The following is a 20,936-nucleotide window of genomic DNA, read 5'->3' on the forward strand; positions in this document are numbered from 1 at the left end:
CGCACCCACGGCCCCCCTCACAGGGCGCGGCGCGCGGCGGCGATGCTCCGCGGGTCCCACCCCGGGCGGGGTACGGACTCCAGGAGCAGGCGCGTGTAAGGGTGCTGGGGGTCGGCGAGTACCTGTGCCGTCGGACCCGCCTCGACGATCCGGCCGTGCCGCATGACGATCACGTCGTCGGTGACACAGCGCACTACGCCGAGGTCGTGGGTGATGAACAGGTAGCCGATACCGGTGTGTTCGCGGATGTCGAAGAGCAGGTTCAGGATCTGCGCCTGCACCGAGACGTCCAGGGCGGCGACCGCCTCGTCGAGGACGAGGACGGACGGTTCGACCGCCAGCGCGCGGGCGATCGCCACGCGCTGGCGCTGTCCGCCCGACAGCTGCCGGGGCAGCGCGTCGGCCTCGCGTGCTCCGAGGCCGACCTGGTCGAGCAGTTCGGTGATCCGGCCGGTGTGGTCGGTGCCGGGGAAGTGCAGCTTGAGGGTCTCCCGGATGGCCCCGCCCACGGTGATGCGGGGATCCAGGGACAGGAAGGGGTCCTGGAAGACCATCTGGATCTCGCGGGCCCGCTCCAGGCGTCCCGCCTTGCCGCGCCGGATCTCGCCCCGGTCGCGGCCGTGGATCAGGACCCGGCCGCTGTCCGCCCGCTCCAGACCCACGACGATGCGCGCGGTGGTCGTCTTGCCCGAACCGGACTCGCCGACGATGCCCAGGGAGCCGCCTTCGGGCAGGGTGAACGACACGTCGTCCACGGCCCGGACGCTCCCGTAGGCCCGGTGCAGGCCCGAGACCTCCAGAACGGTCTTCGTCGTGGTCGTCATGGGTGGAGTTCCTTCCGTTCCTTCGCCGCGACCTCGTCGCTGTGGTGGCAGGAGACGAGGCGGGCCGGCTCGGTGGCCAACGGCAGCAGCTCCGGGGCCTGCCGGGTGCACACGTCGGTCGCGAACACGCAGCGCGCGGCGAACGGGCACCCGGTGAGCTCCTCGCGCAGGCTCGGCGGCCTGCCCTCGATGGCGGCGAGCCGCCCGCGCGGGGCGTCGAGGCGCGGCGTGGAGTTCAGGAGCGCCACCGTGTACGGGTGGCGCGGCCGGGTGAACAGGTCGTCGGCGGGGCCCGTTTCGACGATCCGGCCCGCGTACATCACGTACACGCGGTCGCTGATCGCGGCGGCGAGGCCGAGGTCGTGCGTGACGAACAACAGCCCGGTGCCGAAGCGTTCGCGCAGATCACCGAGGAGGGCGACCACCTCGGCCTGGGTGGTGACGTCGAGCGCGGTGGTGGGCTCGTCCGCGAGGATCAGGGCGGGATCGCCCATCAACGCGGCCGCGATCATGACCCGTTGGAGCATGCCGCCGGAGAGCTGTCCGGGATATTTGCGCAGTGCCCCGCCGGTGAGGCCGACGGCCTCCAGCATCGTCACCGCCCGCTCCTCGGCGGCGTCCTTGGCCATCTTGGCGTTCAGGCGCAGGCTCTCGGTGAGGAAGTCGCCGACGCGCCGCATCGGGTTGATGGCCGCCCGGGGATCCTGGAAGATCATGGCCGCCGTACTGGTGCGCAGCACCCGCAGCTGGCCCGGGGTCATCGTCAGGACGTCGTCGCCGACGACCCGGACCGTGCCTTCCGTCCGGGCCTTCTCCGGCAGCAGCCGGAGCACGCTGCGCGAGGTGAGGGTCTTGCCGGAGCCGGACTCGCCGACCAGGGCCACGGTCTCGCGGGCGCCGACGGTGAGGTCGACCCCGTCGAGGACGGGCCGGACGGTGTTGGGTAGGCTGAGCCGCAGCCCCTGGATGTCAAGGGTGTTCAGCGTCTTCATCGGTCCCTCCTGGCGACCTTGTCGGCCCAGCGCTCGCCCACCACGTTGAAGGCGACCACGGTGAGCACGATGGCCACGCACGGCACGATCGCCGAGAGCGGGTAGCCGGACTGGATGGCGACGTTGCCGTCGAAGACCATGCGGCCCCAGTCGGGGGTCAGGGCGGGTACGCCCAGCCCGAGGAAGGACAGGCCCGCCAGGTCGATCAGGGCGTAGCCGAAGTTGATCGTGGACTGGGCCAGCACGATGGGCGCGATGTTGGGGATGACGTGGCGCAGACAGATCTGCAGCCCCGAGTGGCCCTGCACCCGGTACGCCTCCACGTACGGGCGGGCGCGCTCGGCCAGTACGAGGGAGCGGGTGAGCCGGCTGACGTAGGGGAGGTAGGCGATCGCCAGGGCGATGACGGGGGCCAGCAGCCCCTCGCCGTAGACCGAGACGATCAGGATGGCCAGCAGCATGCCGGGGAAGGCGAAGACCAGCTCGGTGCTGCGGGAGAGCACCGAGTCGAGCCAGCCGCCCCGCCAGGCGGCGGTGGTGCCGATCGCGACACCGGCCACGGTGGAGAAGGCGACGACGCCGAGCGGGCCCAGGAGCGAGGTGCGGGCTCCCAGGACCAGCCGGGACAGGGTGTCCCGGCCGGAGGCGTCGACCCCGAGGAGATGGTCGGCGGAGGGTCCCGCGAGGGCGTTGCCCAGGTCGATGGCGTTGGGATCGTAGGGGGCGATCCAGGGGGCGAACACCGCGACGATGACGACGACGGCGACGAAGCCCAGACAGAGCAGGGAGAGGGGGGCGCGGGCGGTCCGGATCCGGGACAGGCCCGGCCGGCGCACCAGGACGGAGCTCACGCGGCCTTCTTCGCGGGGCCGAGTGCGACCCGGGGGTCGACCAGCGGATGGAGCAGGTCCACGACGAGGTTCACCGTCATGAACAGCGCGACCATGATGAGGGAGATGGCCTGCACGGTGGGGAAGTCCTTGGTGGTGGTGGACAGTTCGAGGAGCTGGCCGATGCCGCCCACACTGAAGGCCGACTCCACCAGGACGGTGCAGACCAGCAGTGTGGAGACGATCAGCCCGCCCGTGGTGAGCACGGTGCCCAGGGCGTTGCGGAACACGTGGCGCCGGATGACCTGGCGTTCGGACACGCCCCGGCTGCGGGCGACCGTGACGTGCTCCTGGCCCAGGACGTCGAGCATCGCGGCCCGGGTGACCCGGGCGAGCATGCCGATCAGGTAGAGCGCCAGCGCGACGGCCGGCAGGGTCAGGTGCCACAGCATGGAGGCGAACCCGTCACCGGTGCCCCCGGTGGGGAACCAGTGCAGCTTCACCGCGAACAGGCCCTGCAGCATGACCGCCGCGACGAAGGACGGGGTGCCGATGGCGAAGGTGGTGCTCACCAGGATCGCCGAGTCGGGGAGCCCGCCGCGGACCGCGCCGATCCAGCCCAGGATCAGCCCGAACACGAGGACCAGTACGAGGGCCATCGTGATCAGCATCAGGGTGTTGGGCAGCCGGTCGGCCAGCAGCCGCGACACGTCGGTGCGGTAGGTGATCGAGCGGCCGAAGTCGCCGTGCAGCACCTGGCCCAGCCAGCGTCCGTAGCGGACCGCGAACGGGTCGTCCAGGTGGTAGTGCTCGTTGATCGCTTGCAGGGCCTCAGGGGAGGCCGATCGGCCTCCCAGGAGGAAGCTCGCCGGATTGCCCGGGGCCAGGTACAGGGCGCCGAAGATGATGAAGGAGGCCGCGAGCAGGGTGGCTGCCATCTCGGCCAGCCGCCGTACGGCGAAGCGCAGGAAACTCATCGCGCGGCCGCCCCGACGTCCGCGGCCCACGGGTAGTACAGGTAGGAGATGGTGGTCGGTGCGCCGGTGATCCGCTTGTTCAGGAAGACGGCGGTCGGCCACTCGGCGACCGGGATCCACAGCAGCTGGTCGGCCGCCTTCTTCTGCAGTTCGACGGCCGCGGAGAAGCGCTTGGCCGGGTCGTACTCGGCGCGGGCCTTGTCGGCGAGCGAGTCGTAGGCCTCGTCGCTGTATTCGGCGTAGTTCTGGTAGGCCCCGGTCTGGAAGTTGCTCAGCATGTCCATGGGGTCGGTGATGGAGTCGTAGTACGTCTCCGGGAACATGTCGAGGCCCTCGCGCGCCTTGGGGTCGGTGAACAGCGAGGTGAAGGCGTTGGGGGCGATGGTCTTCAGCTCGACCTTCAGGCCGATCTTGGTGCCGGCGTCCTGGACCGCGGTGGCCAGCAGGGAGACGTCCTGGCCGATCGAGCTGGTGGCGATGGTGACCGTCTTGCCGGTGGCACCCGCCTCCTCGATCATCTTCTTGGCCGCCTCGATGTTCTGGTCGGCCGAGGGCAGCCCCTCGAAGGCGGCCTTGCGGAGGTTCTCGGGGGCCGTGGCCCAGACCCCCTTCGTGGTGAGCGAGGTGGTGACGGTGCCCGCGCCGCCCAGGCCCGCCTTGACGAAGCCGCGGCGGTCCAGGGCCAGGGACAGGGCCCGGCGCACCCGGACGTCGCCGAGGGCGCCCTTCATGCTGGTGACGTTGACGTTGACCGTGCTGAGGCCCTCGCCGAAGTAGAGGGTGCCCGCGCCGCTCTTGCGCAGCCGGTCGTAGCTCTCGGTGGGGATCAGGTAGCCGCCGTCCGCCTCGCCGTTGAGCATGGCGTTGGTCCGGGCGGAGGGGTCGGTCAGGAAGGTGAAGACGGCCTTCTTCGACTTCGCCTTGGTGCCCCAGTAGTCGTCGAAGCGCTGGAGCTCGATCGACTGGCCCTTGTTCCAGGTGCCCAGCTTGAACGGGCCGGTGCAGTCGAGGCTGCCCGCGGTGCCGTAGTTCTCGCCGGCCTTCTCCACGCCGGCCTTCGAGGCCACCACGCCGGCGGCCGTCGCCATGTACTGGGGGAACTGCGAGTCGGTCGTCTTCAGCGTGACCGTGACCTGGAGCGGTCCGGTCTTCTTGATCGACTCGACGTTGGCGAAGTTGCTGTTCCAGGCGGCCCCGAGGTCCGGGTTCATCTGGCGGCCGAGGCTGAAGACCACGTCGTCGGCGGTCATCGTGGAGCCGTCGTGGAACTTCACGTTCGGGCGCAGATCGTAGACCCAGGTCAGCGGGGTGGCATTGGTGGCCTTCTCGGCCAGGCCCGGAGCCATGGTGAGCTGCGGGGTCCACTTCATCAGGCTTTCGCAGACGTTCGACAGGATCGTGTTCTGCGGGTAGTCGAAGGCCGAGATGTAGTCCAGCGTGGGGGGCTCCGCGTAGAGCGCCCAGGTGAAGGAGTCCAGCTCACCGGCGGCGGCCGGAGTGCCGGCGGACAGCTTGAAGGCGGCGTCGTTCGCGGACGCGCCGCCCTTGGGCGGACCGGAGCAGGCGGCCACCAGGCTGACGGCGGCCAGGGCCGCGACGGGCAGCGCGTACCGGCGACGGGCGGACCGGGCACGGGCGGACCCGGTACGGGGGGACCCGGTGGCGGCGGACGGGGCGCCGTCGGACTGGCTGCGCGTGGAGCTGGCGGCTCTGGACCAGGGCAGGGATCTGGGCATCGGTGCTCTCTCTTCCATGCTGGGCGGGGGAGGTACGGGGCGGGCGGCCGACCGGGGCGAGGAGGGGACTCGGGTGCGGGCCGCCGGCCCGTGCGCGGCGAAGGGGGGTGAGCCGGTCAGGCGGTGGGGTGGGCGGAGGGTACCTGCTGGGTGATGCAGTGGACGCCGCCGCCGCCGTACGCGATCACGCGCGAGCGGACCCCGACGACCTTGCGGCCGGGCAGTGCGGCCGCGATGACCGCGAGCGCGCCCTCGTCCTCGGGGGTGTCGGCGACCGGTACGACGACCCCGCCGTTGGCGATGTAGAAGTTGAGGTAGCCGACCTCCGTCTCCCGGCCGTCGACCTCGACGAGGTTGCTCTGCGGCAGGTCGATGATCTCGAACGGACGCCCGGCGGCGTCGGTGGCCGACTCCAGGACGGCGCGATTCACACGCATGCGCTCGTAGTCGGGGTGTGCGGGGTCGCTCGGGAGGGCGACGAGGACCTTGCCGGGGGCGACGAAGGCGCAGACGCCGTCCACGTGACCGTCGGTCTCGGTGTCCAGCAGCCCGCCGTACGGCAGCCAGATCACCTTGGTGACACCGAGGCGGGCGATCAGCTCGGCCTCGATCTCCTCCTTGGTCATGTCCGGGTTGCGGTTCGGGTGCAGCAGGCACTGCTCGGTGGTGATCAGGGTGCCTTCGCCGTCCACGGTGATCGCCCCGCCCTCGAGGATCATCCGGGAGTCGATGCGGTCCACGCCGAAGTGGTTCAGCAGGGCGCCGGCGATCTTGTCGTCGGTGTCGTAGGGGAAGTGCTTGCCGCCCCAGGCGTTGAAGCGGAAGTCGACGCCCGCCCGCTCGCCGTTCTGTCCGAGCACGAAGATCGGCCCGGAGTCGCGGAACCAGGAGTCGTCGATCGGGAACTCGACCACGGTGACGCCCTCGCCGCACAGCTCGCGGGCCTCGGCGCCGCTGCCGGGCAGGGCGACCATGGTGACCGGCTCGAACTCGGCGATCGCCGAGGCGACCCGGGCGTACTCCGCCTTGACCTCGGCGAAGACGTCGCCCCACAGCTCCTGCCGTGTCGGCCAGGCCATCAGGCAGCCTTCGTGGTCGGTCCACTCGGCCGGCATCCGGAAGGTAGTCATGATCTTCTCCTGTTTGAAAATTTAGTCAGTATTTGCGACGAGGACACGGGATCGCCGCGGGCAAGAGGTGTGATGATGTGCCCGCATCCTCCACCGAACTGAAAATTCAGTCAATGGTTCTGGCCAAGCTGATGCGGAATCGGCCATGCCGGGTATCGGGCGGGCCGATCCCCCTCTCCCACCCGGAGGGGAGGTGAGGGGGGAGGGGGATGTGAATGCGCATGATCGCGACATATTCACCGGAAATATCGACCCTGATGTTACGGTCAGGAAAAAGCCCCAGGTGGCGGACCCGACGGGTAGAGTGACCCCTCGTGTCAGACCGTCGAACAGAAATACTCAGAGCCGCCACGCGAGTGATCGCGCGACGCGGCGTGCGAGGGCTCCGCGTGGGGGAGCTCGCAGCCGAGGCGGGCGTGTCCACCTCGCTGATCTACTACCACTTCACCGACCGCGCCGGGATCCTGCGCCGGACCCTGGAGTTCATCAGCGACCGCGCCGAGCGCTACACCGCCGAGCGCGAAGCGGGCCTGGACGAGCCCGAGAGCCCCCGAGCCGAGCTGACGCAAGTCCTCCTCCTCGAACTCCAGGACACCCCGGAGGTCCGCGAGAACAGCACGGCCTGGGGTGAGCTCAGGGCCAGCGCCGTCTTCGACCCCGACCTGCGCGAGGACGTCGCCAAGGCCACGCACAGCTGGGTCCACGAGATCTCCTACCTCCTGGCCCAGGCCCGCCCCACCGGCACCGCCCCGCAGCACGCGGCCGCCGCCGAACGCCTGACGGCCCTGCTCGAAGGCCTCAGCGTGCGCTGGCTCAGCGGCTCCCTGCCCCTGGAACACGCACGCCGCCTCCTCGCCGACGCGATCGACGCGGAGCTGGACGCCTGATGCCCGCAGCGACCGACGGGCCCGAGGAGCTCATCCTCCTCGACGCCCTGGAACTGGCCTCCGAGCCGGAGCGGGCGGCCCGGTCCGGCGCGCAGGCGCACCGGATCCTGGCCGAGCTGGTGGCCGGGGGAGCGGCCCTGGGCTGGGTGGAGCCGCCCGCGCCCGAAGAGGTCACCGAGCTCCTCGAACGCCTCGTAGCCGCCGTACGGGCCGGGGACGCGGCCCTGCGCGCCGCCTACCTCGGACCCCGGCTCGTCGGGCTGGGGTACTGGCAGCGCTACGCCCGCCCCACCCACCGGCCGCACGCGGACCTGGAGAAGATCGCGGTCGACCCCGGGATCCACGGCCGCGGCATCGGCCGGGCACTGACGGCAGCCCTGATCGAGGATGCCCGGACCGCCGGCATCGAGGTCCTCACCCTGGACGCGCGCGGGGACAACGAGCGCGCCCTGGGGCTCTACGCCTCGCTGGGCTTCACCGAGTACGGGCGGCTGCCCGATTTCGTGGCCGTCGGCGAACGGCGGTACGACAAGGTGTTCTGCATGCTGGACTTCCGCCGGACCCCGTAGGGCTCTTGGGGTGCCTTGGTTCAAGTGGGGCCTCGACGGCCCCACTTGAACGCGATGACCTACAGGAAGTACAGGCGGCTGAGCGAGATGGAGTCGGCCGGCTCCGAGACCAGCGGTTCGCCGTCGAGCGACACCAGACCCGTGTCGGGGTGTACGTCGACACTGCCGGTACGGGCGTTGCGGAGCATGTCCTTCGGTCCGATGCCCCGGGTGCCGCGGACCGCGACGCGACGCCGCCGGGTGGGCATCAGGTCGCCGTTCTGGACAGCCGCCTCCGCGACGAACGCCACGGATATATCGGCCGCGGTGGCCCCGTACGCGCCGAACTGCGGGCCGAGGACCAGCGGTTCGCAGCGGTCCGTGGAGGCGTTCGGATCGCCGGTGACCCCGTAGGCCGGGAAACCGCCCTTGAGCACCAACTGGGGCTTGGCACCGAAGTACTGGGGCCACCACATGACGAGGTCCGCGAGCTTGCCGACCTCGATCGAGCCCACCTCGTGCGAGAGTCCGTGGGCGATGGCCGGGTTGATGGTCAGCTTCGCCATGTAGCGCAGCACGCGCTCGTTGTCGTCGCCGCTCTGCGCCGTGCCGTACGAACCCTCGCCGTCCAGGGGGCCCAGCTCGGTCTTCATCTTCCCGGCCATGGCGAAGGTGCGGCGTACGGTCTCGCCCGCGCGGCCCATGCCCTGGGCGTCCGAGGAGGTGATCCCGATGACCCCGAGGTCGTGCAGGATGTCCTCCGCACCCATGGTCCCGGCGCGGATCCGGTCGCGGGCCATGGCGGCGTCGCCGGGCAGGTCGACCTTGAGGTCGTGGGCCGAGACGATCATCCCGAAGTGCTCGGCCAGCGCGTCCCGGCCGAAGGGCAGGGTCGGGTTGGTGGAGGAGCCGATGACGTTCGGGACGCCGGCCATCTTCAGGACGTTGGGGACGTGTCCGCCGCCGCAGCCCTCGATGTGGAAGGCGTGGATGGTCCGGCCGTCCAGGACGCGCAGGGTGTCCTCGACGGAGAGGCACTCGTTCAACCCGTCCGTGTGCAGGGCGACTTGAACGTCGTGTTCCTCGGCCACGCGCAGGGCGGTGTCCAGGGCGCGGGTGTGGGCGCCCATGTCCTCGTGGACCTTGAAGCCGGAGGCGCCGCCCTCGGCGAGGGCCTCGATCAGCGGGGCCGGGTCCGAGGAGGAACCGCGGGCCAGGAAGCCGATGTTGACGGGCCAGGCGTCGAAGGCGTTGAAGGCGTGCTTGAGCGCCCACGGGGAGTTGACCCCGACCGCCCAGACCGGGCCGAACTCCTGGCCGATGATCGTGGTGACACCGGACGCCAGCGAGGCCTCCATGATGCGCGGGGAGAGCAGGTGCACATGGGTGTCGATGGCCCCGGCGGTGACGATCATGCCCTCACCGGAGACGATCGTGGTGCCGGTACCGACGACCACGTCCACCCCGTCCAGGGTGTCGGGGTTCCCGGCCCGGCCGATCGCGTGGATGCGGCCCTCGCGGATGCCGATGCTGGTCTTGCGGATCCCGAGGACGGCATCGATGACCAGGGCGTTGCTGATCACGATGTCGCAGGTGTCGCGGACGGCGGCGGCCTTGAGGTGCAGGCCGTCGCGGGCGGTCTTGCCGAAGCCGGCCAGGAACTCGTCCCCGGGCTTCTGGGAATCGGACTCCACGCGCACGATGAGCCCGGAGTCGCCGAGCCGGATCCGGTCCCCGGCCCGGGGGCCGTGGACCGCCATGTAGTCGTGCGGATCGGTGCTGTCGGCCGGGGCGGCGCCCGGACGGCCGTGGCAGCCCGCCGAGTCGAAGACGCTGGCGCTCATGACTGCTGCTCCTCCTGGTATTCGGTGAGGTACCCCGTGGCACGGGCCTTGGCCAGGGCGGCCTCGCGGGCGCCGGGCGCGTCCAGGGGGCCGTCGACCAGCCCCGCGAAACCGATGGCCACGCGCGCCCCGCCGATGGGGACGAGCTCCACCTCCACGGTGGCGCCGACGTCGAAGCGGACCGAGGAACCCGCCGGCACGGCGAGCCGGGAGCCGTAGGCAGCGCCCCGGTCGAAGGCGAGGCGCGGGTTCGTCTCGAAGAAGTGGAAGTGCGAGGTGACGCTGATCGGCACGCTGGAGGTGTTGCGCACGCGCAGCCGGATCGTGGCCTCGGCGGGCTCGTAGCCGGAGCCGTCCCCGGGCAGCCCGGCGCCGGGGGCGTCGGGCCCGAGGGAACCCTCCTGGCGGAAGGGGTCGTCGATGACGCAGAGCCTCGTACCGTCGTCGAAAACGGCCTCGACCTGGATCGAGGTGACCACGTCGGGCACCCCGGGCAGTACCTCGTCGGCGCTCAGCACCTGGCGCCCCGCGGCGATCGCCTCGGCCAGCCTGCGGCCGTCCCGCGCCGCCTCGCACACGGTGTCGGTGATCAGCGCGGTCGCCTCGGGAACGTTGAGCTTCACGCCCCGGGCGCGTCGGGCACGAGCCAGCTCGGCCGCCGTGAAGATCAGCAGCCGGTCCCGCTCGGTCGGTGTCAGTCGCATGCGGCCTCATCTGTGAAGGGATCGGGCGGCCGGGGTCCGGCCGCGGGGCGCGGTCCTGGAGGGCCTACGGGAGCGGCTCGTGCATGGTGGAGCAGTGGATGCCGCCGCCGCCGGCCATCAGGCGGTCCACGTCGAGCTGGACCACGGTGCGGCCGGGGAAGGCCGCCGCCAGGGTCTGCTTGGCCGCCGCGTCCTTCGCCCGGTCGCCGAACTGGGCGGTGATGACAGCCCCGTTGACCACGTGGAAGTTGAGGTAGGAGTCCACGAACTGGGGGTTCTTGGACCGCACGGTGTCCGGTCCGGCCACCTGGACGACCTTCAGCCGCCGGCCCCGGGCGTCGGTGGCCTCGGAGAGGATCGACAGCTGCTGGCGGGCGTCGCGCGCCCAGACGTCGTCCCGGTCCGCCGGAGGCACCTGCACCATCACGACGCCCGGCCCGATGAACCGGGAGGTCACGTCGATGTGGTCGTCGGTGATGTCCTTGCCCTTGATGCCGGGCACCCAGATCATCTTGTCCGCGCCGTAGGCGTGCAGGACGGCTTCCTCGATCTGGGCCCGGCTCATGCCCTGGTTGCGGTTCTTGTTGACCAGGCTGCTCTCGGTGGCCATCACGGTGCCGTCGCCGTCGGTCTCGATCGCACCGCCCTCGCCGACGAAGTCGGTCCTGCTGAAGGGGAGGTACCCGTCGTGCGCGATGAGTTCGGCGACGTCGGCGTCGTAGGCGTGGGTCTGCTTGTTGCCCCAGCCGTTGAAGTTCAGGCCGATCGCGTCGAGCCCGCCGCGGCCGTCCCGGCGGAAGACGGGGGCGATGTCGCGCATCCAGAGGTCGTCGGTGGGGATCGAGGTGAGCACCGTGACCGCGGGGCCGCACCAGGAACGGGCGGTGGCGGCCGTGTAGGAGTCCGGCGCGCACATAACGACGGGCTCGTAGCGCGCGATGGTCTTGGCGATCAGTGCGATGTCCTCCTGGACCCCGCTGAGCGCGCGGCCGCCCCAGATGGACGAGCGTGACGGCCAGGACATCCAGGTGCGCGCGTGGGGGACGTCGTCGCGGTCCACCCACCAGCGCGGCAGCGCCGGATTCGCGGGCCGGGGCGCCGCCGAGGCCATCGAGGCCGCCGATCCGCCCAGCACCGCACCCGCCGCACCGAGGCCGGCGGCCCCCAGCACGCGCCGACGGGAGGGCGCGGCTCCGAAGAGCCGGCTGACGAGGGAGCGGCTGGCGCCGGGGGAGTCGCTCATCGGTATTTCTCCAGATCAGGGGTGCGTGCCGGTTTCGGCCACGGCTCGCACTCTGTCACTGACTGAAAATTCAGTCAAGCTTCATGACGTGGATGGGCCCGGGGCGGCTGGTGGGGGTGTGATCGGCGGCGGCCGATCGGCGGGAGCGGCGGGAGCGGCGTGGAAAGGCGTAGATCGGCGGGATCGCGAGGGGAGCGGAGCCCTGCCGGGCCGCCGCGGGGCGGCCGGTGTGCCCGTCAGGGGCGGGCGGCCGGATCAGGTCCGGGCGAGGCGGTCCAGCTCGGCGTCGATGGCCGAAGACATCAGCTCGCGGGCGTGCTCCAGGGGCAGGCTGCCGCTGAGCCAGCGCGAGCTCAGGCCCTCCACCAGGGCCGTCAGTCGCTCGGCGGTGCCGGCGAGGGCCGCCGCCCCGGCCATGGGGCGGACGCGGCCGAGCAGCTCGCCCACTTCCTGGACCCATACGAGCGTCGCCCGCGCGAGGTCTTCCCGCAGGTCGGGGTCGAATACCGCACTGGCCCGGAGCTCTCCCCAGGCCGTGCTGTTCTCCCGCACCCCGGGTGTGTCCTGGAGCTCCAGGAGGAGCGTCTGCTCCAGCTCGCCCCGGGCGTCCAGCGGCTCCTCGCCGGGATCGCGCTCCGTGGTGTACCGCGCCGCGCGGTCGTTGATGAACTCCAGCGTCGCGCGCAGGATTCCCGCGCGGTCCTTGAAGTGGTAGTAGATCAGGGCCGTGGACACCCCGGCCTCCGCGGCGAGTTCCTCCACGCGCAGGCCTCGGACGCCGCGCCGGACGATGACCCGCGCGGCCCCTTCCATGATTGCTGTTCGACGGTCAGCCACGATCCGACACCCTACCCGCAGCCCGGCCCCTCGGGTGAGGGGTGGATTGACTGAATATCTAGTCAGTGCAACAGTGGGGCCGGTCGGATCGGCAAATGCCGCATTCCGTCATTCCGCATCCTGCTTTCGAGATCCACTTTCGAGATCCGTTTTCGAGGCACGGGCCGTGTCGCCGCCCGTCCGCTGCGCACGCACGCTAGAGCTAGGCCGACCGCACCCACGGACGGACAGCCTGCTCAGTGGCGTCCCCCAGCGCCCCCTGTAGCCCCCAGTCGCATGCCGGAGCTTCCTGTGTTGAATCCCCCCATGTCCCGCCGCACCGCACTGCGCTCCCTCGCCGGAATCGGCGGAGCGATCGCCCTCGGAGCCGCCGCCTGCGCTCCCTCCGACCCGGGCGAGGCCGAGAACAGCCCCGCCCCCGGAGACACGGGCGACGGCCGGCGCTTCGGTGCCGAGTGGGAGAGCCACGCCCGCACCTTCATGTCCTGGCCGGCCCTGGAACGGGTCTGGGGCGAGATGCTCCCCGGAGTCCGCGAGGACATCGCCCGGGTGGCGCGGGCGGTCGGCGAGTACGAGCCCGTCGTGATGATGGCCCGCCCCGAGCAGGTGGCCGCGGCGCAGAAGGCCTGCGGATCGCAGGTCGAGGTCATTCCGCTCGCGGTCGACGACCTCTGGGCGCGGGACACCGTACCGGTGTTCGTGGAGGAGCCGGGCAAACTGCTCGGCATCGACTTCAACTTCAGCGGCTGGGGCAACAAGCAGGAACACCGCAACGACGGCCAGGTCGGCAAGCTGCTGCTCGCGAAGTACGGCATCCAGCGGGTGCAGGCTCCCCTGGTCGCCGAGGGCGGCTCCTTCGAGACCGACGGCGTCGGCACGCTGCTGGTCACCGAGAGCTCCGTGGTCAACAAGAACCGCAACCCCGGAAAGAGCCGGGACCAGATCGAAGCCGAGCTGAAGAGCACCCTCGGCATCAAGAAGGTCATCTGGCTCGCCGGAGTCCGCGGCCAGGACATCACGGACGCGCACGTCGACAGCCTCGTACGGTTCACCGAGCCCGGCGTGGTCCTGCTGGACCAGGCGCACGCGGACTCCCCGCCGGACGTCTGGTCCCGCGCGGCCGACCAGGCGCGCTCGGTGTTCAAGGAAGCGACGGACGCCCGCGGCAAGAAGCTGGAGGTCGTCGACCTCCCCCAGCCCGACCTGGAGAAGATCACCGGCCGCGGCGACGCCTTCGTCTCCACGTACGCGAACTTCTACGTGGCCAACGGCTCCCTCTTCATGCCGCAATTCGGCGACGCCCAGGCGGACGCCCGCGCGAAGAGCATCCTCCAGGAGCACTTCCCCAAGCGCGAGGTCGTCATGGTGAAGATCGACACCATCGCCTCGGGCGGCGGCGGGATCCACTGCTCCACGCACGACGAGCCGGGGAAGCCGGCGGCGTAGTCGCGGGCGGCGGGGTCACACGACCGTCTCGACCCTCACGGAAGGGGGCAGGGAGTCGAGACCGTCGAGACGGGACCGGGGGGCCTCGATCCAGCACTCCAGGCCGGGGAGCTCAGCCAGAGGCGAGACGTCGATGGAACCCCCGTCCGTCATGTCGCCGATGAACCGACAGGAGCGCAGGGCGGGGAAGGCGCGCGGCAGCCGGTTCAACGCCTGCTGCGTGACCCGTGTCCCGTGGATGTCACTGAGGTGGAATGCGACGACGTGGGCCAGGACCGTGCCACCGGGAAGCGTCGCGAACGAGGTCGCGTCCAGGGTCAGGATCTGGAGTCTGGGAAGACGGGCGAGCTCCTGCCAGTCCTCGGTCGAGAGCCGGCCGAACCCGATGCCGAAGGAGGTGAGCTCCGTGAAGCGGCTCAGTCCCCGGAGGCCTTCCTCGGAGCCGACCGCCCCGAGCAGCCGCAGGTGCCGGAGCGGCGCACTCGGATGCAGGGCTTCCACGGACCAGCTCATGTCGGCCGAGTCGTTGACCGTCAGACTCGAAAGCTCCGCCAGCCGTGCCAATACGTGCAGATCCATGGGTGCCCAGGAGTCGATGGTCAGGTCCCGGAGCGGGAGGCCCCCAAGAGGGGAGAGATCGACGAGGCGCTGGCAGCCGGAGAGCTCGAGGGATTCGAGCCCCGGCTGTCCGGCCAGGAACCCCAGATCCGTCAGTGGGTGGTCGGCGATCTTGAGATCTGTCACCGAGTGCCGGGAGAGGTACGAGCCCAGAGCGTCCGTGGAAACGCCGGCCCTGACGTCCAGGGGGCCCGGCAGGACTCCCAGGCGCTCCAGATGCTGCAGCTGTTCGTCGGACGTCACCGTGTAGTCGAGCGAGGTCGGATCCAGCCGGGCGATGACCTCGTCCGCGTACCGGGCGCTGTCGAAGCGGGACCACGCCCACATGAGCTGGCTGCGGAGCGAGAGGAACGGGTGCTCGGCGAACCGGCCGAGGAAATCCAGGGCCGTGTCCGATCCGGTGTGCGAGGCCGCGATCACCGAGTAGTAGGCGTCCAGCGGGTCGAGCTCCTCGGGGCCGGGCAGCAGGCCGAGGATGAGCGGACCCACCTCCCCCAGCGCCCGGGCCTCGATCTCGTTGCGCGGCGGGATCAGCCTGGCCATGCGTTCCTCCACCGCCTCCCGAACGGCCGGATCCAGCGTCGTGGCGTGCTCCAGGCAGGCGGCGGCGAGCAGGTAGACGCGGGCCTGGGTCCGCCGGTCGTCGGTGCGGTCACCCAGGGAGAGCAGATCCTGGAAGAGCGCGACGCGTTCCCGGGGCCGGGCCAGGGCGACCGCCATGCGGATGACGTCCTCCCACTGGTCGTCGGCGGCGTGGGCGGTGAGCAGGCCGAAGTCGCCCTCCTCCACGGCGGCCCGCGCTCCGAGGAAGTCCTGGAAGGTGCGGTGGACGAAGTCGACGGTCCCGGGGGCCGGTTCGCGGAGCAGGCCGCTGCGCAGGAGGAGGTGGTCGAAGACGGCCACGGCGTCGCCCATGGCGGCCGCCTCGGGAATCGCGGGCAGGGCCCGGGCGATGATGTCCTCGGCCTGTGAACGGTCGATCTCCGTCCGGCCGTTCTTGACCAGCCAGTACGCGAGCCGCTGCAGCAGGTCCAGTTGGGGCTCTTCGCGGAGGTCGGGGACCGGCATGTCGCGCTCCCGGTCGCGGCGGCTGATGAGCATCGACAGCGCGGCCTCGTACAAGTCCTTGCGCCCGTGCGGGAGATAGCCGTGCCGGTCGCGGTGGAGCGCGCAGATCAGCCCGCACATCAGGGGATTGGTGGCCAGCAGGCCCAGGTCCGGCTTGCTGCGGACATCTCTCAGTAGCTGGGCCTCGTACCCGTCGAGGTCCGCGTCCTCGGCCGTCCCGGTGCGGGCGGCCGCGTGCCAGCGCCGGATGAAGGCGGCGATGTCGGCCGGGCCCATGGAGGACAGCGCCAGTTCGGTGAACCCGTCCTCGGCGAGCCAGTCCTGGCCCACGGCCGAGGGCCGGGAGGTGACCAGCCAGCGGTTGTCGCCGTCGTACGTCTCGGTCAGATCGCGGAGCCAGCGCCGGGTCCTTGCCCGCTCGGCTTCCGGGATCTCGTCGATGCCGTCGATCAGGACCAGTCCCCGCCCGGCGCCGAGCACCCGGTGCTCCCACCCGGCGGGCTGGGTGCCGGCGAGGGGGCAGCCGATCGCGCCGAGAAACTCCTTGGGGGTGGGCAGCGGGCCGCCGTGGCGGGAGAGTGTGCGCAGCGGCAGGACGAAGGGGATCCGGTGGCGCAGGTACGCGGGCTGCCCCTCTTCCTCGCGTGCGGCGGAGACCGCCAGCCACTGGATGAGCGTCGTCTTGCCCGAGCCCGCCTCCCCGCGCAGGAGGACCCGGTGCTTGCGGGCCAGCACCTGGTCCGCGGGCTGGGATTCCGGCGGCCGGTGCATCAGGAGCCGGGCGCCCTGTTCCACGTCCTCGGGGGAGTCGGCCGCCGCCCCGCCCAGGGGCGCCGCCTCCAGGCTCAGGTACGCCACGTCCAGCGGCCACCGGGTCGGGGAGTTCTTGAGGTCGATCCCGTAGATGGTGAGCTTGCCGTGCTTCTTCGCGACGTAGGGCAGGTACGAGGCCTCGAACGCGAGGTCCGCGGCGTCGGGCAGCGGCGTCCGCCGGATCAACTCGTCCGTCTTCGCAGTCAGTTCGTCCAGATCCCGGGTCTGGCGGACCAGCGCGTGGGCCACGAACGTCTTGCGCTGGGTGAAGAACTCCAGGATGTGGCGGGCCGCGAGGGCGAGCAGGGCCTCGTAGAAGTGGGTGGCGTCGGCGGAGAGGTGGCGCTCCGGCCGGCCGCCCGCGCGGCGCAGTTCGCGGGCGAAGGCCTCCGGGCCGAGGCGGACGGCGTCCACATCGGTGATCGTGAGGTCGCCGAGGGCGTGCAGCGTCGCGGCGAGGGCGTCGGTGACGGCCTCCCGTTCGTCCGCCGGGATGCGGCCTTCGCCCGTGCGCAGGGCCTGTTCGACGAGGGTGGCCGCCAGGCCGCGCACGTCGGACTCGGTGAGGGTGCGCTTCTCGCCCTTGAAGGAGACGTAGCCGCTGAGGCGGATCGGCTTGTCGACCAGGCCCGCTCCCGGGGCGTCCGCGAGGAAGAACTTCTTCACGAGCGGGCCGATGACGGACGATGCCAGCTTCAGTCCGATGGCTGTGGGTTCCACGTGTGCCCCCCGTAGAGCTGTGATCGGTGCCCGCACGATCTTAAGGTGCCGAGATGTCGCCCCACCGGCGGATACGCGTGCGCAGAGCCGGGCCGAGTGGGGGCGGGCTGCGGCATCATGGGCCCGGAACCAGGTGAGGGGGAGCGGTGGCACAGGACGAGGCGCGCGGCAGTGTCGTGGTGGCCGGGCGGTACCGCCTGGAAGAGCGGCTGGGCCGGGGCGGGATGGGCACGGTCTGGCGGGCCGCCGACGAACTGCTCGGGCGGCCGGTCGCCGTCAAGGTGCTCCACGTCGGCGAGGACGACGAGGACGGCGGCGCGGCGGCGGCCGGCGCCCTGCGCGAGGCGCGCGCCGTGGCGCTCGTCCGGCACCCCCACGTCGTCGTGGTCCACGACGTCATCGAGCACGACGGGCGCCCCTGCATCGTCATGGAACTGGTCGACGGAGGATCGCTCGCCGGCCTGATCTCCGCCGGTAAGACCCTCACCCCGATCGAGGCCGCCAGGACCGGGCTCGCCCTGCTCGGCGCCCTGACCGCGGCCCACGGCCGGGGCGTCCTCCACCGCGACGTCAAACCGGCCAACGTCCTCATGGAGGCGGGCACCGGCCGCGTGGTGCTCACCGACTTCGGCATCGCCCGCCTCTCCGGAGCCACCACGATCAGCGAGACGGGCGGCTTCGTCGGCTCACCCGAATACACCGCCCCCGAACGGATGCAGGGCGCCGAGGCCGGCCCGGCCTCCGACCTGTGGTCGCTCGGCACGCTGCTGTGCGCCGCGATGGCCGGGGAGTCGCCCTTCCGCCGCGATTCGCTGGGCGGGATCCTGCACGCCGTGGTGTCCGCCGAGATCCGGCCGCCTTCGCAGGCCGGCCCGCTGCTCCCGGTCATCCGGGGCCTGCTGGAACGCGATCCGGAGCGCCGGACGACTGGGCCCGAGGCGGAGCGGCTGCTGTCGGCCTACCTGGCCGGCGGGAGCGGCGGCCTCGCGACCGCCGACCGGGTGCCTGCGGACCGGACGGCCGTGGGCCGGGCATCCGTGGACGAGGCGCTCACTGGCCGTGACACCTCCGAACAGGCTCCGGCCGTTGATCAGTTGACGTTGCGCCAGCCCGCGACCGCCCGCCCTGTCCTGCGCTTCGGACTGATCGCGGCGGCCTTGGTCCTGACTGCCGCCGGGTCGGTGGCCGCCACCTCGCTGTTCGGTGACGGGAAGCCGGATGCCGCATCCGCGCGGGAGGTCCCGACCGGGGTCCCCGGCGCGTCCGCGCCGCAGTCGCCCTCCAGCAGTCCGGCGGCGAGCGCGAGCCTGGGCGGGAGCCCGGCGTTGAGCGCGCCGCAGCCCGGTACGGTGCCGGGCGCGCTGCCCGCCGGGTACCACTCGGTCCGGGACCCGCAGGGCTTCGGCGTCGCCGTACCCGAGGGGTACCAGCGGGCCACCGACGACCAGCGCGTCTTCTACATTTCCCCGGACGGCGCCTTCCGCATCGGGATCCGGGTCAAGATGCCGGTACCCGGCGGGCCGCTCGGCGTGATGCGGCAGTCCCACACGAACGGCCCGGACACCAACCCCGGCTACCGCGACGGCAAGGTCGTCTCCACGACGCATCAGGGACAGTCCGCCGCGCTATGGGAGTTCACCTGGAACGGCTTCAGTGCGGCCGAGGGGCCCCGGCACACCTACGACCTCTGCTGGGACCAGAACGGCCGGATGTACGACGTCTGGGTCTCCGGGCCCGTCAGCGAACGCGCCGAGGTGAAGCGCCAGTTCGACACTCTCGTCGCCACCTTCACCCCCGGCGCCCCGGCCGCGCCCGGTTCCACAACTCCCTGACGGCCGCTCAGGTGCGCAGCACCACCAGGCCCTCGGCCGTCCGCAGGCTGCCCGGGACCAGCGGAGCGAAGGTGCGGGGCAGCGCCAGGCCCGGGAAGTCCCCGTCCGGAGGTGCGTCGAAGAGGTACGCCGCCTCCGAGGCGCTGTCGCTGACCAGGTGCGGCCCGTCGGCCTCCTGGGCGGCCCGGGTCAGCGGAGTCCGGAAGAGCCTGCGCAGGTGGCGCAGCGTCTCCGCGGAGACCGGCACCGGTTCCGCCGCGGGCTGCGGCCCCGGCTCCCGGGGCTCCGTGGCGTCCGGGTCCGCGCCCGGGCCGGTGCCGGCGTCCCGCCCCGGTCCGGCGTCCGCGGCGGGGTCCGTGACGGGATCCGCTCCGGGGGCGGCATCCGGCGGGATCGCCCCCGCCAGCAGCAGCGCCAGCAGGACCGGGACGGCCTTGCGCCGCAGCGCCTCGGTGGCCGGCCGCAGCCGGTGCGCGTGGGCGCCCGGCAGGGACAGTGCGAGGCTGCCGACCGTGTCGCCGAGCGCGAGGGGCACGGCAGCGCAGACCACGCCGGGGGAGTATTCGCGCAGGTCGAAGACGGGCGAGCCCGGGGCCACCGCGTCGAGCGCCGTGAACAGGGCCCGGCTGTCGGTGATGGTCCGCTCGGTGAGCCGGGCGGGCCGGTGGCGGGCCACGTGGTCGGCGCGGCCGTCGTGGTCGAGCTGGCTCAGCAGGCATTTGCCCACTGCGCTGGCGTGCGCGGCGTCCCGGAAGTCCACCCACTCCCGCACGGGCGGGGCGCCGGGCCCGTCCGCCATCTGCGTGATGCGGACCTCCCCCTCCGCGTACCGGCTGAGGTACACGGCCGCGCCCGCCCTGTCCCTGGCCAGGGACAGGGTGTGCTGGAGCTGACCCGCGAGGCCCCGGCCGAGGGCCGGTCCGGGGGCGTACACCCCGACGCCGGGCCGGTACGCGTACCCCTCCTCGCAGAGCATCGACAGCAGCGGCCCGAGCTCCGCCTCCGCCAGGCCGGCCTCCCGCCCCAGCCGGCCGGTCCGTACGCCGAGCGGCCGGCGTTCGAGGACGCGTACGAGGGCCAGGGCGCGGCGGGCCTGCGCCAGGGCCTCGCCGCCGCCGGGCTGTACGACGGTGCCGCGGGCCGCGGCCGTCAGCGAAGGGTGGCGCAGCGGGCCCGCGCCCGGGCTCTTCGCCGGCCGGTCCTCGGGCGGCCGCACCGGAGCGGCCGACGGGGGCAGGAAGGCCTCCAGCACCCGGGACAGCCCCGGCTTGGGCAGTGGCACCGGGCCCAGGTCGGGGTCGTCGAGCTGGTCGACGTAGCGCAGGACGGCCGCCTGCGCGCACAGCCGTACCTCCCGCAGGTCCCGGGGACCGCCCGGCCGGAAGCGGCGGCGGCCCAGTTCACGGGCCCAGATCCGGGCGTCGTGGTGCTCTCCGCGCCGGGAGTGGTCGAGGAAGAGGCAGTACGCGGCGTGCGTGGTCCGGGACCGGCCGGACCCGGCCGCGAACTGCCACCAGAAGCGGGCCCCTTCGCGCAGTCCGGCCAGGTGGAGCAGACAGCCGAAGACCACGGCTCCGGGCAGATCGGCGTGGCCGCCGGTCTGGAACGCGTCGAGCCGCTCCCGGGCCTTGGGCGCGCAAACGGAAGCCAGACAGGCGGCCTTGAGGTCGTGTCCCGCCCGCTCGGAGTCCAGCGGCACGTCGCGCGCCGGGTCGCACCAGCCCAACGACCGGCGCCGGCCGTGGGTTCCGCGCCGCCGGGGGACCGGCTGCGGTGACGCCGGAGCCAGGGAGCGGTCGCCGCGGCCGCCACCGTCGCCCCGCAGCAGCCGGGCCTCCGCCGCGCCCAGGTCGTAGTGCGGATAGCGGTCGCGTACGCCGGCCCGCG

General features: G+C 72.0%; 15 protein-coding genes and 1 pseudogene. 4 read left to right on the plus strand and 12 right to left on the minus strand.

Translation table 11 applies throughout. The features are described 5' to 3' along the window. Positions 1-17: 17 nt before the first annotated feature. The 6 genes from OHU74_RS30095 to OHU74_RS30120 all read right to left on the minus strand — a co-directional run bounded on the left by OHU74_RS30095 (position 18) and on the right by OHU74_RS30120 (position 6,489). Positions 18-824: an ABC transporter ATP-binding protein gene (locus OHU74_RS30095; RefSeq protein WP_371618773.1), complete on the minus strand. Its 807-nt coding sequence runs from the start codon at positions 822-824 to the stop codon at positions 18-20. Then, entirely contained in the window at positions 821-1,816 is a 996-nt protein-coding gene (locus OHU74_RS30100; protein ID WP_371618774.1) for an ABC transporter ATP-binding protein, read from the minus strand. Before OHU74_RS30100 ends, OHU74_RS30095 begins: the two co-directional genes overlap by 4 nt. Beyond that, on the minus strand, positions 1,813-2,667 hold the full coding sequence (locus OHU74_RS30105) for an ABC transporter permease (RefSeq protein WP_371618775.1): 855 nt from the start codon (positions 2,665-2,667) through the stop codon (positions 1,813-1,815). Before OHU74_RS30105 ends, OHU74_RS30100 begins: the two co-directional genes overlap by 4 nt. Further along, the gene (locus OHU74_RS30110; protein ID WP_371618776.1) at positions 2,664-3,623 is read right to left on the minus strand and encodes an ABC transporter permease; all 960 of its coding nucleotides are present in this window, start codon (positions 3,621-3,623) and stop codon (positions 2,664-2,666) included. The genes OHU74_RS30105 and OHU74_RS30110 overlap by 4 nt, the downstream gene beginning before the upstream one ends. Further along, on the minus strand, positions 3,620-5,359 hold the full coding sequence (locus OHU74_RS30115; protein ID WP_371618777.1) for an ABC transporter substrate-binding protein: 1,740 nt from the start codon (positions 5,357-5,359) through the stop codon (positions 3,620-3,622). Before OHU74_RS30115 ends, OHU74_RS30110 begins: the two co-directional genes overlap by 4 nt. Before the next feature lie 116 nt (positions 5,360-5,475). Then, positions 5,476-6,489, minus strand: coding sequence for an agmatine/peptidylarginine deiminase (locus OHU74_RS30120; protein ID WP_371618778.1), 1,014 nt, complete (start codon positions 6,487-6,489; stop codon positions 5,476-5,478). Positions 6,490-6,803: 314 nt separating this feature from the next. On the opposite strand from OHU74_RS30120, the gene OHU74_RS30125 reads away from it, so the two are divergent. After that, complete coding sequence (locus OHU74_RS30125; RefSeq protein ID WP_371618779.1) at positions 6,804-7,376, plus strand: TetR/AcrR family transcriptional regulator; 573 nt, start codon at positions 6,804-6,806, stop codon at positions 7,374-7,376. After that, complete coding sequence (locus tag OHU74_RS30130; RefSeq protein WP_371618780.1) at positions 7,376-7,945, plus strand: N-acetyltransferase family protein; 570 nt, start codon at positions 7,376-7,378, stop codon at positions 7,943-7,945. The genes OHU74_RS30125 and OHU74_RS30130 overlap by 1 nt, the downstream gene beginning before the upstream one ends. Positions 7,946-8,004: 59 nt before the next feature. Here the strand turns inward: OHU74_RS30130 and OHU74_RS30135 are convergent, their stop codons facing one another. From OHU74_RS30135 to OHU74_RS30150, 4 genes are all read right to left on the minus strand, one after another. After that, on the minus strand, positions 8,005-9,684 hold the full coding sequence (locus OHU74_RS30135) for an urease subunit alpha (protein WP_371619859.1): 1,680 nt from the start codon (positions 9,682-9,684) through the stop codon (positions 8,005-8,007). Between the two features lie 80 nt (positions 9,685-9,764). Beyond that, on the minus strand, positions 9,765-10,472 hold the full coding sequence (locus OHU74_RS30140) for an urease subunit gamma (RefSeq protein WP_371618781.1): 708 nt from the start codon (positions 10,470-10,472) through the stop codon (positions 9,765-9,767). Between the two features lie 64 nt (positions 10,473-10,536). Next, a complete protein-coding gene (locus tag OHU74_RS30145; RefSeq protein ID WP_371618782.1) occupies positions 10,537-11,715 on the minus strand; it encodes an agmatine/peptidylarginine deiminase in 1,179 nt (392 codons plus the stop codon). A gap of 255 nt (positions 11,716-11,970) precedes the next feature. After that, positions 11,971-12,528, minus strand: coding sequence for a TetR/AcrR family transcriptional regulator (locus OHU74_RS30150; RefSeq protein WP_371619860.1), 558 nt, complete (start codon positions 12,526-12,528; stop codon positions 11,971-11,973). 330 nt (positions 12,529-12,858) lie between these two features. On the opposite strand from OHU74_RS30150, the gene OHU74_RS30155 reads away from it, so the two are divergent. After that, on the plus strand, positions 12,859-13,998 hold the full coding sequence (locus OHU74_RS30155; protein WP_371618783.1) for an agmatine deiminase family protein: 1,140 nt from the start codon (positions 12,859-12,861) through the stop codon (positions 13,996-13,998). Between the two features lie 15 nt (positions 13,999-14,013). Here the strand turns inward: OHU74_RS30155 and OHU74_RS30160 are convergent, their stop codons facing one another. Beyond that, complete coding sequence (locus OHU74_RS30160) at positions 14,014-17,217, minus strand: NACHT domain-containing NTPase (RefSeq protein ID WP_371618784.1); 3,204 nt, start codon at positions 17,215-17,217, stop codon at positions 14,014-14,016. Between the two features lie 224 nt (positions 17,218-17,441). Between OHU74_RS30160 and OHU74_RS30165 the strand changes: the two genes are divergently transcribed. Continuing rightward, positions 17,442-19,049: a serine/threonine-protein kinase gene (locus OHU74_RS30165; RefSeq protein ID WP_371619861.1), complete on the plus strand. Its 1,608-nt coding sequence runs from the start codon at positions 17,442-17,444 to the stop codon at positions 19,047-19,049. Positions 19,050-19,452: 403 nt separating this feature from the next. On the opposite strand, the pseudogene OHU74_RS30170 reads toward OHU74_RS30165, so the two are convergent. Continuing rightward, positions 19,453-20,151: pseudogene (locus OHU74_RS30170) on the minus strand (IclR family transcriptional regulator C-terminal domain-containing protein); the annotation flags it as partial. Between the last annotated feature and the right edge of the window lie 785 nt (positions 20,152-20,936).

It is taken from the genome of Streptomyces sp. NBC_00454 (genome assembly GCF_041434015.1).
Classification (GTDB): Bacteria; Actinomycetota; Actinomycetes; order Streptomycetales; family Streptomycetaceae; genus Streptomyces.